General features: G+C 63.4%; 13 protein-coding genes and 2 tRNA genes. 8 read left to right on the top strand and 7 right to left on the bottom strand.

The window, feature by feature from the left end:
* Positions 1-8: 8 nt before the first annotated feature.
* A complete protein-coding gene (locus tag GAU_RS13835) occupies positions 9-1496 on the bottom strand; it encodes a deoxyribodipyrimidine photo-lyase (RefSeq protein WP_015894503.1) in 1488 nt (495 codons plus the stop codon).
* A 195-nt stretch (positions 1497-1691) separates the two neighbouring features.
* On the opposite strand from GAU_RS13835, the gene GAU_RS13830 reads away from it, so the two are divergent.
* Positions 1692-1764: transfer RNA gene (locus tag GAU_RS13830), tRNA-Ala, on the top strand.
* A 266-nt stretch (positions 1765-2030) separates the two neighbouring features.
* Here the strand turns inward: GAU_RS13830 and GAU_RS13825 are convergent.
* Positions 2031-3293 (bottom strand): hypothetical protein, encoded by a 1263-nt coding sequence (locus tag GAU_RS13825; RefSeq protein WP_015894502.1) that lies wholly within the window; start codon positions 3291-3293, stop codon positions 2031-2033.
* Positions 3294-3484: 191 nt separating this feature from the next.
* Here GAU_RS13825 and GAU_RS13820 point away from each other — a divergent pair, with 191 nt between their 5' ends.
* From GAU_RS13820 to adhP, 4 genes are all read left to right on the top strand, one after another.
* A complete protein-coding gene (locus GAU_RS13820; protein ID WP_015894501.1) occupies positions 3485-5191 on the top strand; it encodes a glutamine--tRNA ligase/YqeY domain fusion protein in 1707 nt (568 codons plus the stop codon).
* 118 nt (positions 5192-5309) lie between these two features.
* A complete protein-coding gene (locus GAU_RS13815) occupies positions 5310-5867 on the top strand; it encodes a Uma2 family endonuclease (RefSeq protein WP_015894500.1) in 558 nt (185 codons plus the stop codon).
* A 101-nt stretch (positions 5868-5968) separates the two neighbouring features.
* Positions 5969-6041: transfer RNA gene (locus tag GAU_RS13810), tRNA-Gln, on the top strand.
* Between the two features lie 325 nt (positions 6042-6366).
* Positions 6367-7392 (top strand): alcohol dehydrogenase AdhP, encoded by a 1026-nt coding sequence (gene adhP / locus GAU_RS13805; protein WP_015894499.1) that lies wholly within the window; start codon positions 6367-6369, stop codon positions 7390-7392.
* 85 nt (positions 7393-7477) lie between these two features.
* Here adhP and GAU_RS13800 read toward each other — a convergent pair whose 3' ends face one another.
* Positions 7478-8032, bottom strand: a complete 555-nt coding sequence (locus GAU_RS13800; RefSeq protein ID WP_156799038.1) for a fasciclin domain-containing protein — start codon at positions 8030-8032, stop codon at positions 7478-7480.
* Positions 8033-8300: 268 nt separating this feature from the next.
* Positions 8301-8495 (bottom strand): hypothetical protein, encoded by a 195-nt coding sequence (locus GAU_RS13795; protein WP_015894497.1) that lies wholly within the window; start codon positions 8493-8495, stop codon positions 8301-8303.
* 180 nt (positions 8496-8675) lie between these two features.
* Here GAU_RS13795 and GAU_RS13790 point away from each other — a divergent pair, with 180 nt between their 5' ends.
* Entirely contained in the window at positions 8676-8909 is a 234-nt protein-coding gene (locus GAU_RS13790) for a hypothetical protein (protein WP_015894496.1), read from the top strand.
* Between the two features lie 43 nt (positions 8910-8952).
* Here the strand turns inward: GAU_RS13790 and GAU_RS13785 are convergent, their stop codons facing one another.
* On the bottom strand, positions 8953-9867 hold the full coding sequence (locus GAU_RS13785) for a LysR family transcriptional regulator (RefSeq protein WP_015894495.1): 915 nt from the start codon (positions 9865-9867) through the stop codon (positions 8953-8955).
* Between the two features lie 101 nt (positions 9868-9968).
* Between GAU_RS13785 and GAU_RS13780 the strand changes: the two genes are divergently transcribed.
* Both GAU_RS13780 and GAU_RS13775 read left to right on the top strand, forming a co-directional pair.
* Complete coding sequence (locus tag GAU_RS13780; protein ID WP_015894494.1) at positions 9969-10958, top strand: aldo/keto reductase; 990 nt, start codon at positions 9969-9971, stop codon at positions 10956-10958.
* 22 nt (positions 10959-10980) lie between these two features.
* Positions 10981-11670, top strand: a complete 690-nt coding sequence (locus GAU_RS13775; protein ID WP_015894493.1) for a dihydrofolate reductase family protein — start codon at positions 10981-10983, stop codon at positions 11668-11670.
* A 43-nt stretch (positions 11671-11713) separates the two neighbouring features.
* On the opposite strand, the gene GAU_RS13770 is transcribed toward GAU_RS13775, so the two are convergent.
* Positions 11714-12520: a LytR/AlgR family response regulator transcription factor gene (locus tag GAU_RS13770; RefSeq protein ID WP_015894492.1), complete on the bottom strand. Its 807-nt coding sequence runs from the start codon at positions 12518-12520 to the stop codon at positions 11714-11716.
* Positions 12513-13796: a sensor histidine kinase gene (locus tag GAU_RS21070; RefSeq protein WP_169307691.1), complete on the bottom strand. Its 1284-nt coding sequence runs from the start codon at positions 13794-13796 to the stop codon at positions 12513-12515. Before GAU_RS21070 ends, GAU_RS13770 begins: the two co-directional genes overlap by 8 nt.
* Positions 13797-13817 lie beyond the last annotated feature (21 nt).

Below are 13817 nucleotides of genomic sequence, written 5' to 3'. Positions count from 1 at the left end.
GCCGATCTTCAGAGCAGGCGTGGTGGCGAGTCGTGGTCGGCGTGTACGCGCGCAATGTACCCTTCCACATCGAACTTGGTCTTCGCGCGTGCCGTGGCCATCGGACGCAAGCCACCCCACACCGGACGATTCCCCCAGGGACGGTCCCACAGCCCGAGGCACCACATGATGCCGCCCACGCTGTTCGCGTCCCGCCCGTCGAGCGCGTACTTGTCGTTGAGGTGGAACAGCCACGTGCGGGCGTCTTCGTAGTCGCGTGTCCACAGCAGCACGGTCTTGCCCCACAACATGCGTGGATAGTTGTGGATGATGCCTTCCTGCACGAGCTCCGTCTGTGCGGCATTCCAGAGCCGATCACCCGTCTGCGCGCGTTCGAGTTGATCGCGTGTGTACAGTTCCGGGCGCGGGTCGTTCACGTGCTCCTGCATGGTGCGCTGCACCCATGCCGGTAGCGCCGAGAGCTGGTCGAAGGCGGGGGTGCGCACACACCAGTTGTACGACAGCTCGCGCCATGTGGTGATCTGCTGGACAAACGCATCGAGATTGGCCGCACCAACGCCGGCCTGTTGTGCCTCGCGTACCACGCGCGCCGATGAGATCTGTCCGAAGTGCAGGTAAGGCGACAGGCGGGACGTGCCTTCACCATCGCTGGCTTCGTTGCGGCGTTCGTCATACTGCGGAAGCCCATGCTCCAGGAAGCGGGTCCATCGGGCATTCGCGGCGCTGCTGCCGCCGGGCATCGGCACCGCGCACACGTCGTGATCGATTGCACACCCCGCCACGGTGCGTGCGATGGCCGCGTCATCCATCTGCGCGATGTCGAGCGGCACGAGTCCGCCGCCTTCGGCTACCGTGGCGCGCAGCGACGTGGCGAGTGATGTCGACACGTCGCTGCGAGGTGTGTGATCCTCGACCGGCTCGATCGCATGGGCCAACAGGCGCGCGAGTTTCGGGCGAATGGTGCGCGCGGCGTATTCGGCCTTTTCGAACAGACCACTGGGCACCGTGCACACACTGTCCACCGCCAACACGCGGCATGTCACGCGCTGGGCGAAGCGTGCCACCCGTTCCCGCACACCGGCCGTTGGAAAGAGATCGGTGAACACCACATACGCGCGGGCTGCGAGTCGGTCCACGACGCGGGCATCGTCGGTGCGCTGTGGGCGCAGCACGAACTGGTAGTGGATGCCCAACGCCTCCGCCTGACGCGCGGTATCCCGCGCTCCCTGCAGGATGAATGTGTGATGCCGCGCCGACGCGTGGGGGTAGGTTGGGTCGAGTCCCTGGTGCACCACCACCGGCAGCTTCAGGCGGTCGGCCGTGCGAATGGCGGCCCGCAGTCCCCAGTTGTCGTCGAGGCGATGCGTCGATTGCATCCAGTACAGCACATACTCGCCGTCTGGCCGATAGGTCTTGCCGTTCAGGTCGACCGTACGCGGCACGAGCTGGTCGCGGACGTAGTCGTCGGAGAGGGCGTGTGTTGGGAGACGGGGCACGGGTGAAGTCTGGCGGATTGCGCCTGGAAGCAGGAGGGCAAAGGAGAGGAGAGCGGGCTGCACCAGGGCCTGCGGCACGGGCCAGAACGGTTCATGTGGCTTGACAGCAAGGGGATGGCGGCTAGCTTCCCGTTCGTTACCCGATCGGCCCCGCGCTACCGGAGCGGGGCCATTTTTGTCGGGTCAACACAACTTGGGGCTGTAGCTCAGCTGGGAGAGCGCTGCATTCGCATTGCAGAGGTCAGGGGTTCGAGCCCCCTCAGCTCCACTTTCGGGAACCCTTCGTGGGAACCCGTGTATCAATTCGAAATCGGATCGTGACAGATCCGACGCTGGTGTGACGCAGGAACCTGCTGCATCGTCCAGTGTATGAAGACGCTGAGCCCGCCGCCGATCGGTAGGACGGAGAGTTCCAATGACGGCGAGCGCGGCACATCTGAGAGCCCCCGGCTGCTGAAAAGCGGTGCGGGGGCTCACTTTTGTCCCCCGCCCCCTCTGAAGCCTTGCCCGGTATTCCCGGCTGGCCGGTTTCGCTCAGGGCATGACCGGCAACGCGGCCAGGTCGGCCCGCATTGCCCGGAACGTCTCGGCCAGGAAGCGATTTTCCTCTTCCTCTACGGCGCCGGCAAAATCACTCATCGCGGTGAAGCCCAGATTGCCGAGGAATCGCATGATGGCGCTCTCCCGCACGGGGATGTCGAGCACACGTTCGCTGAGCGTCTGGCCATTCGGCCCCGTGCGAAAACCCAGCTTGAACATCACGCCCTGACCCGCGAACAGGTACTTGAGCGGCGAACGCATCAGCCGCTCACTGATCAACGGCAGGTGCCACTCCGGTTCTTGCGTGAAGCGCAGTTGCCAGGCCCGTTCCTGCGGGGTGTCGATGTGGATGAACTCCCCCCGCACATTGGTCGCGCCTACGGTGAACAGGCCAAACTTGGCGAGGGCATCGACGGTGATCTGCAATGTGTCGGGCATTGCACGCGCGGCACCGAGGATGGGTTGCAGTCGTCCGTCGTGAGCGCGAAACCGCATCGTCACCAGCTTGTTGGCTGACTGCACGTCGAACCACTCCGCGCCGCTGCGATCGGTGAGGCGATAGCGCCACTTCGACGACTCCACGTATTTGCGCAGGAACTTCGCGTAGGCGGGAAACGTCTCCTTGATGCGATTGGCGTCCACCCGGAACTGCAGACTGACCAGCGTGGACCCATCGCTCTGCGCGGTGGTGGCGATGGAGTCGAGGGAAACCACCCGGCCAAACGCGGCCGTCGTGCGCGGCATCGTGGTGCGGTAGTCGGTGCGCAGCACTGTCGCTGGCCGTTCGGCGGATATCAGCAGTCCGCGTACGATGCCGTTCAATGCGCGCGGCGGCATGGTGCCCACGTGATGCTGGACGGTGGTGTGCCACAGCCAGTCTGCTTCACCCTGCTGCGTCAGGCGGATCTGATGGTGCTGTTCACCGAGTTGCGAAGGCGACGCGGTATTGGTGCGGGCATCGAACCGATACTCATTGCCTGCCGTGAGCGCCTGCACGGAGAGCTCCCGATCGGCGCCCCGCGTGGTCGACTGCATGGTCGTCCAGAGGGCCGTGTCGTTGACCAGCTTGGACGGCGAAAACGCATAGCGGCCAAGCCGCATGCGGGCGTGGGCAAACTTGGGCGTGCGCGTGACGTTGGTGAATCGGGCCTCGAAAGCCGAGGTGACGCCGTCGAGGTGTGCACGCGCCGCCGCGGCATCCGCACCGGCCCCCAACACGGCGGCGCGACAGCCGAATCCGAGGGGCAGGAGCAGCATCGCAAGGACGGGGACCGCACGCCTGGACGTCACAACGGAACGAAGCACAATCGGGGAATATGAGGACTGGGGATGTCGAGGGCAGGTATCGGGACCGGGTCCCTGACGGAGCGGCTCACTGGACGCGCCACGGACCACACTGATGTATACCCCGCCTGGTTAGATTGAGGGTCCTCCTTACCCGTACATCTGTGTCCGATTCCGTGCTCTCCGATACAACACCGTCTCCACGTCGCGACTTCATTCGCGAAATGGTGGCGGATGACGTGGCGACCGGCCGCTTCGGCCGGGGCCCGGCCACGCGCTTTCCGCCCGAACCGAACGGCTTCCTGCACATGGGGCATGCGAAGTCGATCTGTCTGAACTTCGGCATCGCGACCGAGTTCGGCGGCACCTGCAACCTGCGTTTCGACGACACCAACCCGGCCACCGAAGACGTGCGCTATGTGGAGTCGATCAAGCGCGACGTGCAGTGGCTGGGTTTCCAGTGGGATGGAGAGTATTACGCGTCGGACTACTTCGAAAAGCTGTACGAGATCGCCGAACAGCTCGTGCAGAAGGGGAAGGCGTACGTCGACGATCAGAACGAAGAGCAGATTCGCACCAATCGTGGCACGGTGACATCGGCGGGCACGCCGAGTCCGTGGCGTGATCGTTCGGTGGAAGAAAACCTCGATCTGTTGCGTCGGATGAAGGCGGGTGAATTCCCCGATGGATCACGGGTCCTGCGCGCGAAGATCGACATGGGTCATGTCAACATGGTCATGCGTGATCCGCTGCTGCTGCGCATCCGTCATGCGCATCATTATCGTCGCGGCAACGACTGGTGCATTTATCCGCTGTATGACTTCGCCCATGGGTTGAGTGATGCCATCGAAGGCATCACGCGCTCGTTGTGCACGCTGGAGTTCAAGGACGCGCGGGAGATCTACGACTGGCTGGTACACGAAGCCGGATTCGTGAATCCGCCTACGCAGATCGAGTTTGCACGCCTCGAGCTCGACTACACGGTACTCAGCAAGCGCAAGCTGCTGCGTCTGGTGAACGAAGGGCATGTGAGTGGATGGGATGACCCCCGCATGCCCACGATTGCCGGGCTGCGTCGGCGTGGCGTGCGTCCGGAGGCCATTCGTGCGTTTGCCGAAACGATCGGTGTGGCACGCAAGGATGCGCGGGTGGAATACGCGACGTACGAGCATGCGGTGCGCAACGACCTGAACATGGAAGTGCCGCGTCGCATGGGGGTGCTCAACCCGCTCAAGGTCGTGCTCACCAACTACCCGGAAGGGCAGGTGGAAGAGCTCGAGGCGCAGGATTACCCGCACGACGTGCCGAAGACTGGGAGTCGCACGGTCCCATTCTCGCGCGAGCTGTACGTCGATCGCGACGATTTCATGGAAGACCCGCCGAAGAAGTTCTATCGGTTGTCGCCGGGCCGTGAGGTGCGTCTGCGATTTGGCTATCTCATCACGTGCACCGAGGTGGTGAAGAACGAGGCCGGTGAAGTGATCGAGCTGCGTTGCACGTACGATCCGGCCACGCGCAGCGGTTTGGCGCCTGATGGTCGGAAGGTGCAGGGCACGATCCACTGGGTGAGCGCCGCGCAGGCCGTGTCGTGCGAAGTGCGCTTGTACGATCGCCTGTTCTCGCAGGCCGATCCCGACGATGTGCCGGAGGGGCAGGACTTCCTGTCGACGCTCAACCCCGATTCGCTGGTGGTGATTGCCGATGCGAAGGTGGAGCCCAGCGTGCTCGCTGACCCGGTGGGTTCGCGGTATCAGTTCGAGCGCGTGGGCTACTTCTACGCCGAACCGGAGGGGAGCACCGCAGAAAAGCGGGTGTTCAACCGGATCGTTGGATTGCGTGACAGTTGGGCCAAGGAAGTGAAGAAGGGCTGAGCATCATTCTGATGATGCGGGCGTAGCGGGGGTGACGGTGATCCGTCACCCCTTTTGCATGTTGGCGCATGATGTCGCCGAGTTGCGGAATGCGCCGAGGGCCGAGCAGAATATGGGTATGCCTGTCATTCAGGAACGTCGCTGGAGCGCCGAAGATGTGCAGGCGCTGCCCGAAGACCCGCGAAACCGGTATGAGGCGGTGGACGGGGAGTTGTTGGTGACACCGGCGCCTCGGATCCCGCATCAAGCCGTGGTGGCGGCGGTCTATCGCGCGCTGTTCGAAGTCGTGCGTGCGCATCGCGTGGGGCTCACATTGTTTGCGCCCGTCGATGTGATTCTCGATGCGCGCACCCTGGTGCAGCCCGATGTGCTCGTGCTGCCGCCGACAGGGCAGGACGTGATGCGGGGTGAGGTACCTGCCCCCACGCCATTGCTGGTCGTCGAGGTGTTGTCGCCAACCACGGCGCGAAACGATCGCCTGCTGAAACGGCAACGCTATCAGCGGGCTGGAGTCGAATGCTGGTTGGTGGACATCGACTCGCAGTTGGTGGAGCGATGGACGCCGGACGCGGAGCGCCCGGAGATCTGCGTGGAGCATGTGCTCTGGGAGCCGATGGGGCTCGGCCGGCGGCTGACCGTGGAGCTTTTGCCGATCTGGGCGGAGACCGCGGGGTAGGCCGCCCGGTCGTTGGAGACCGATTGCCTGCCCCACTACCATCCAGTCGGGTACGCTCTATATTTGTGGGCTCCCCCACCTCTTTGGTGCGGGAAGCCAGCTGCCCCTTAGCTCAACTGGCAGAGCGTCTGACTCTGGATCAGAAGGTTCCTGGTTCGATCCCAGGAGGGGCAATTAGAAGCCCGTCAACGACTTAGGTCGGTGGCGGGCTTTTGCTTTTGTCCCATGTCGTGTGCCATGGGCACGTGGCCGGAACGTGTGAATGCGATGGAGTGCTGTCGATCGGCGTTGGCCCGTAGTGGGGTGTGGTGGTTTCCATGCCATTGGCGTCGGGAATAGCCGGAAATCGTCGGGCATGTTCCCGACTGAGGCCTGTCATCCCCGCCGGTAAGCTGAGACTCGTGACTCACGTGAGGCGTCTCCCGCGTCTCCGTGCGGCGATCGAGACTCGCTTGATCGCCTCTTTCGACCATCACAGAACAACGTGGGGTGAAACATCATGCAAAAAACCATGAAGGCGGCAGTGGTCCGCGCCTTTGGCGAGCCGCTGGTCATCGAAGAAGCGCCCGTGCCAGATGTGGGACGTGGACAGATTCTCGTGAAGATCGCGGCGTCCGGTGTCTGTCATACCGATCTGCATGCGGCCGAAGGCGATTGGCCCATCAAACCCACGCCGCCGTTCATTCCCGGGCATGAAGGGGTCGGACATGTTGTCGCCCTTGGTGCTGGTGTCACTCATCTGCGCGAAGGTGATCGGGTGGGCGTGCCGTGGCTCTACAGCGCTTGTGGGCACTGCGTCCACTGTCTTGGAGGATGGGAAACGCTGTGTGAGCAGCAGCACAACACTGGTTATTCCGTCAACGGCGGGTTCGCCGAGTACGTCGTGGCCGACGCCAACTACGTGGGCGTCTTGCCGGACAACGTCGGCTTTGTCGAGATCGCGCCGGTGCTGTGCGCCGGTGTGACGGTCTACAAGGCGCTCAAGGTGACCGACACCAAGCCGGGCGACTGGGTGGTCATCTCTGGTATCGGTGGATTGGGGCACATGGCGGTCCAGTATGCCAAGGCGATGGGGTTGAACGTCGCCGCAGTCGACATCGACGACCGCAAGCTGGCGCTGGCGTCCACCCTCGGGGCGACCTTCACGGTCAATGCGCGGAACGAGGATCCCGGTGCCCGCATCCGCAAGGAAATTGGTGGAGCGCGGGGCGTGCTCGTGACGGCGGTTTCCCCGAAGGCCTTTCAACAGGCGCTGGGCATGGTTCGTCGAGGCGGGGTCGTCGCGCTCAATGGACTGCCGCCTGGTGATTTCCCGATCTCGATCTTCGACACGGTGCTGAACGGCATCACGATCCGTGGGTCGATCGTGGGCACGCGTCTGGATCTCCAGGAGGCGCTCGCCTTCGCCGGGGAAGGCAAAGTCCATGCGACGGTGCAAACCGGAAAGCTGGAGCAGGTCAACGATATTTTCGCACGCATGCGCGCCGGTGATATCGAAGGCCGGGTCGTACTCGACCTGCGTTGACGCGAGTCGGGACGTTCATGGTGTTGCACGTCTGCGGGCCGGACGTGCAACACCTGGTGTCCCCATCGGGCATTCGCGGATACGCTTACTTCGGCGGCACGAGGACACCGTCCACCACATGCACCCAGCCATTGGACGCATGGACCGACGCCACGATCTTTGCGCTGCCGATATAGGTGGCGCCGTCCCGCTTGCTGATCTTCTCGGCGCCGCCGGCCACCATGCCGAGTTCCTGGCCATCGCTCAGCGATTCGACATCCAGTGCCGATGTCGTGACGTGGTGGTGAAGAATGGCGACGAGCTGACTCTTGTTCTCCGGCTTGAGCAGATTGTCGACCGTTCCCGGAGGCAGTTTGTCGAAGGCCGCATTGACCGGCGCAAAGACCGTGAACGGACCGGGATTGGCCAGCGGATCCACCAGATTTGCTGCCTTGAGGGCTGCCACCAGCGTGCTGTGGTCCGGTGAACCCACCGCCACGCGTACGATGTTGGGGACGGAGGTGCTGTCGTCCACCAGCGCCTGACCAGCGGCAGAGGGGCTCGCGTCCGAGGCGGCTGCGGAACCGGCGTTGTCAGCGGAGGCTCCGCACGCGGCAAGCGCCACGAGGATACCACAGGACATCATACGAAACTCATGCATGGAAACTCCCATCTCTGTGCGTTGGATGATGGCGTCTTGGCTCCACCCGTCGCGACGGTGCACTCGGTCGACTGGATGTGAGGTCCGGTCGGACACGAATTCGAGGGTGTGCCGTGTGCCATGGCATGAATGGCATTGGCCTGTGGGGCACGCCAATAAGACGTTCCCTGACAAGCGAGTCAGGGCTACACGTGGGGCCGCTGCGCACACCGGGCGCCTGACCTGACAATGGTTCGACGAATCGTTTGTTGGTGGTCCGCGTGATCGCTCAGGGCATATCCCGCGGAACTTGCGGGGGGGCCTGGCCGATCATATTGCGAATGCCCATGGCCACCTGGTCGAGAAATGGACGCTCCCAGGTCTGCTTCGCGGTGAGCCACAACGAGCCAAGCCACGCCGCCTGCTCGGCGTCCTGGCAATGGAGGACCGGGCCATCGTCCTGCAGATCCAGTACATAGCGCATCCGGCACACTCCAGAAGCGGGCGGTATTCCGTGTATCACATGGGGATGCTGTTCCATACCCGCGACGTCGGCCAGTGTGTCAGGAGGCCAGGCCCCGATGACACCGTCGGCTGAGTTGTCTGATATCTTGATGATCAGGATTGTCCATCGGTTCCCCGGTCCCGCCACCGCACCACGTTCATGGCCCACCTGTTCCGCATTTCCGACGTGCGTTGGTCCGATGCCGACCCGCGCAGTGGTACGGCCGGTGGCAATGGCGCTCGACAGATGACGAGTGTGGAAGCCGAATGTCGGAGCTGCGACTATCCGTTCACGGCCTCGTCGATGAACCGCTGGTTGGCGGTGAATGGCAGCAGTGCTGTGGTGATGTGCCCGAAGTGCCACATGACCGAGGTCATCTCCGGCACACCGTGACCGCCGCTACAGGAGGCGCATTCGTCGCGACACGATGCGATGGTCAGCGTCGCCGCTTGCGGGTTGATCGCCGGGTCACGCGCAGGTGATCGATGAACGCCCGCAATGCGGCGGAAGCCTGTCGCTTTTGCGGGTAGTGCAGGTAGAACCCGGGAAAGGCCGTGCAGTATTCCTGCAGCATTGGCACCAGCCGACCTTGTGCGAGGTCCTCCTGGACGTGGAAGTCGAACAGCATCGCGAGTCCCACCCCTTCACGTACCATGCGCAGCAGCATGGTACCGTCCGTGGTGAGGAGCCGCGAACGTACGGCCACGGAGAAATCCCGTTCGTTCTCGGTGAATTCCCATCGATAGGGCGGCGCATCCGGTGAAGGGTGCCAATTCACGCAGGCGTGACTGGCGAGATCGCGCGGATGCTGTGGCATGCCATGCTGCGCCACATAGGACGGCGTGCCCACCACCACGAGCCGTAGATCACCGGATACCGGTACGGCGATCATGTCGCGGTCGATGACCTCACCCAATTGGATGCCGGCGTCGAACCCGCCCGCCACGATATCCACCGGCGCATCACCCACGGTGATGTCGAGTTCAATATTCGGGTGCGCAAAAAGGAAGGACGCGAGCACCGAGCCGCTCAAAAATCCGTCGGCAGCACCGCCGGCGTACAGCCGCAACCGACCACGCGGTTCTTCACTCATTTCACCGATGGCGGTCAGCGCATTGCGCACATCCTCCAGCGCAGGCCGCACCGAGGCATACAGGCGCTGTCCCACCTCGGTGAGTCGTGTGCTGCGTGTCGTGCGTTGAACCAGCGCCACGCCGAGGCGATCCTCCAGGCGTCGCAGGGACTGACTCACGGCCGAGCCGGTCACGCCGAGGCGGTCACCGGCCGCCCGCAGGCTGCGCTGTTCGGCGACGGCAATGAACACAGTCAGGCTGTCGAGTTCATCTGTCATTCGAAAGAATATCTTTCGAGCGACGAAATGGCCAGCATATGTCTCGGAGCGGTTGGGAGGACTTGATTCCGTGCATTCCTCCAGCTCGCAGGGACGCCAGAATGCACACACGTACGCTCGGCACCAACGGCCTCGAAGTCTCCGCCATGGGACTCGGCTGCATGGGGCTCAGTTTCGGATACGGTCCGGCGACGGATCGCCCGCAAGCCATCGATCTCATTCGCCACGCGGTTGATCGTGGCGTGACGTTCTTCGATACGGCGCAGGTGTACGGTCCCTTTGCCAACGAGCGTGTGGTTGGCGAGGCGCTCGCACCGCATCGTGACCAGGTGGTCATTGCCACGAAGTTCGGCTTCATGTTCGACGACGACGGACGCGAGGTGGGGCTCAACAGTCGGCCCGACCACATTCGCCGCATGACCGACGACTCGCTGCTGCGGCTCGGGATCGACACCATCGATCTGTACTACCAGCATCGGGTCGATCCGCAGGTGCCTATCGAAGATGTCGCGGGCACGGTGCGTGATCTCATCGCCGAGGGCAAGGTGCGGCACTTTGGTCTGTCCGAGGCTGGTGCGAACACCATCCGGCGTGCGCACGCAGTGCAACCGGTGACTGCGCTGCAGAGTGAGTACTCGCTGTGGTGGCGAGAGCCGGAAGCTGTCATTCTGCCCACACTGGCAGAACTGGGCATCGGCTTCGTGCCATTCAGTCCGTTGGGGAAGGGCTTCCTCACCGGGCAGATCGATGCCTCGACCGCGTTTGCTGCGAACGACTTTCGAAACTCCGTGCCACGTTTCAGCGAAGCAAACCGCACGGCGAACCAAGCGATGGTCGAGGTGGTGAAACGCCTCGCTGCGACACGGGAGGTGACGCCCGCGCAGTTTGCCTTGGCCTGGGTCATGTCCCGCGCCCCGTGGATTGTCCCCATTCCCGGCACGACCAAGCCGTCGCGGCTCGACGAGAACGTGGGTGCTGCCGAGATTGTGTTGAGTGTGGCAGAACTCGCGGCGGTGGATGCTGCCACCGCGGATGTCGCTATTCACGGGCATCGGTATTCACCGGCTGCAGAAGCCCGCATCGATCGCTGATCACTCCAACTGCTTTCCGCGCATGAATCGCCCTCGTGTCATTTGTCATATGGTCTCCTCCATCGACGGTCGTATCGATGTAGTGGATTGGCCGGCCGATGCGCCGTACCGGAGCGAGTATGAAGTCATTCATGCGCAGTACGACGCCGACGCCTGGATGTGTGGTCGAGTGACCATGGAGGCCTTTGCGGCCGGCGTCAGAACCGCTGCCCGCGAAGACGAGGGAAACGCCGGCTCGGGTCTGGGCGACCTGTACGTTGCGCCGGGACACCATGCGAGTTATGCCGTGGCGGTGGACACGCGGGGAGAGTTGCTCTGGGCGTCGAACGATATCGGTGATGATCACCTCGTGGTTGTGGTCAGCGGTCTGGCGCATGTGTCACATCTGCAGGCCCTGCAGGCGCAGGGCATTTCTTTCATTGTGGCCGGTGCACTGGCCGTCGACTTTTCATTGGCGCTGGAAAAGCTGGCCGCGCACTTTGCGGTGAAGACGCTGATGCTGGAAGGGGGCGGTCAGGTGAATCGTGCCATGCTGGAGCGTGGTCTGGTCGATGAAATCAGCCTGCTGATTGCTCCGGTCGTCGACGGACGTGCCGGGGCGCCATCGGTGTTCGATGGCATGTCACAATCACCGGTGCCGTTGGTATTGCAGGCCGTCGAGACGCTGCCGACGGGTGTTGCGTGGTTACGATGGACGGTGCGGACGGAATAGGCCGCGAGGCGGTGCGTACCAATGGGGACCGCTGCGGGCGGGGCTACCGTGCCCGTACCCGTCCGAGCAGCGCCTCGAGGGCTTCGCGGCGGGATCGGCCCACGCGCAGGCGCACGCCATTGCGCAGGACGAGCTGATAGTCGCTGCCTTCGCCACGCAACAGCGTATCGATAACGTCGATGCGAACGATCGTGGCGCGATGAACACGGATGAACCGCGCCGGATCGAGCCGCTCTTCGAGCCGCTGCAGTGAATCCCGAATGAGATAGCGCTCCGTACCGACGTGGAGTTCCGCGTAGGGTTCGTTGGCCACGATGTAGTCGATCTGACCAACGGGCACGACGCGCATGCGTCCGCGCATCTGCACGGCGATGCGCTCCAGATAGGCTGGTGCGTTGGGCACCGGCAGGTTGTCGGCCGGTGGGGACGGCATGTCGAGCAGCGAGCGCAGTTGCGCGTGCAGTTGCTCACGGTCCTCGAGTGCGATGAGGCGACGCGCCCGCTTCAGCGCATCGGCAAATCGCTCGTCGCTGAACGGTTTGAGCAGATAGTCCACGGCGGCCGCATCGAATGCCTGCAGCGCAAACGCATCATGCGCCGTGACAAAGATCGTGATGGGCATTCGATCCGGGCCCATGGCACGCACGACATCCAGACCGCTGCCACGTGGCATCTGGATATCCAGAAACACCAGATCCGGAGCCAGTGCCGTGATGTCCGCCATCGCGGCCGTACCGTCGACACTTTCACCAACGATCTCGATGTCTGGTGATGCGGCGAGCAGGTCGCGCAGTCGACGTCGTCCGAGCGGCTCATCGTCGACGATCAGCGCGCGGATCAGCCTAGGCATGTGGCACTCGGCGGGTGTCGGGATCAGAGACACCGGCTCGGGTTTCCGCGCGTGTGTGATACGGAATCGCGATCTCGGCGATCATACCGCCCCCATCGAGTGGGTGCAGCACCAGTCCGCCGGCTTCGCCATAGTGCTCCAGCAATCGATCACGCGTGAGCTCGAGGCCAAGGCCGGAGCCTGCTGTCGACTGACCACCCGGGGCGATCGTGTGGTGCTCCGGGCTGCCGGTGTTACGCACGGTGAGCAGTAGCTGTTCCTGCTCGCGCGTGACCGTGATGTCGATGTGCCCATGTCCACCCGCGGGTTCGATGCCGTGTTTCATGGCATTTTCCACCAGTGGCTGCAGGATGAGATTCGGCACCAGGGCGTCGAGCAGTTCCGGCCCCGCGCTCACTTTGGTCTGCAGTTGATCCCGATAGCGGATCTCGAGGATCTCGAGATATCGTCCAATCAGGTGCAGTTCCTGGCGCAGTGGAATCTCCTGCTCATTCGAGTCCGTGAGTGCCTGCCGCAGCAGGTCGCTGAGCAGCGCGATCATGGTGCGAACACCGCGTGGGTCGCTGTCGGCGAGCGCCGACATGGCGTTGAGCGTGTTGAAGAGAAAGTGCGGATTCAGGCGTGCACGCAGCATGGCCAGGCGCGCTTCGCTGAGTTGTGATTGCAGTTCGGCCGCATGCGCCCGGAGTTCGGCCTGTTCGGCCTGCAGGGTGCTGGCTCGTGCCTGCAGGGAGACCGCCAACTGTTCCTGCATTCGGTGACGGACGGCGGCCTGACTGGCAAACCCGATGAGAAAGACCACGAGAAACGTGACCAGTTCCTGGGCGAGCCAACGCAGCATCATCCACAAGCGCGCAATGCTCGCTGTCGTGCCGGCCGGTATCGTTTCGGTCGGCGCCACCGTTGCTGCAGTGGTGGCTGGAGCAGGCAACAGGAGGGCGTGCACGCTGCCACTCAACAAGGCTGCGGTGATACTGACCGCCGCGCCCACCGCCATCACCAGCAATGCCTGCCGGATTCGACTGCCTTCGCGCCGGTGCACGGCGGCCGCAAATCGCAGCACCGGCGGAGTGAGTGCGATCCAGACCAACGCATTGAACGCCGCACTGGCGATCAATCGTTCGGGATAGGGATAGCGGCTGGATATGGCTGGTGACAGCAGCCAGTTGGACGCCTGCAGAATGGCGAACAGCACCCACGCGCCGATGATGAACGAGAGGGGGCGTCGATCGATCCGATCGTCAGCCAGTGGCGTCGACACGTCAGGCGATTCCATGGACATCCAATCTGCGTGACG

The sequence above is a fragment of the Gemmatimonas aurantiaca T-27 genome (assembly GCF_000010305.1).
In the GTDB taxonomy this organism is placed as follows: Bacteria; Gemmatimonadota; Gemmatimonadetes; order Gemmatimonadales; family Gemmatimonadaceae; genus Gemmatimonas; species Gemmatimonas aurantiaca.
This window is presented reverse-complemented; position numbering and strand designations above follow the sequence as displayed.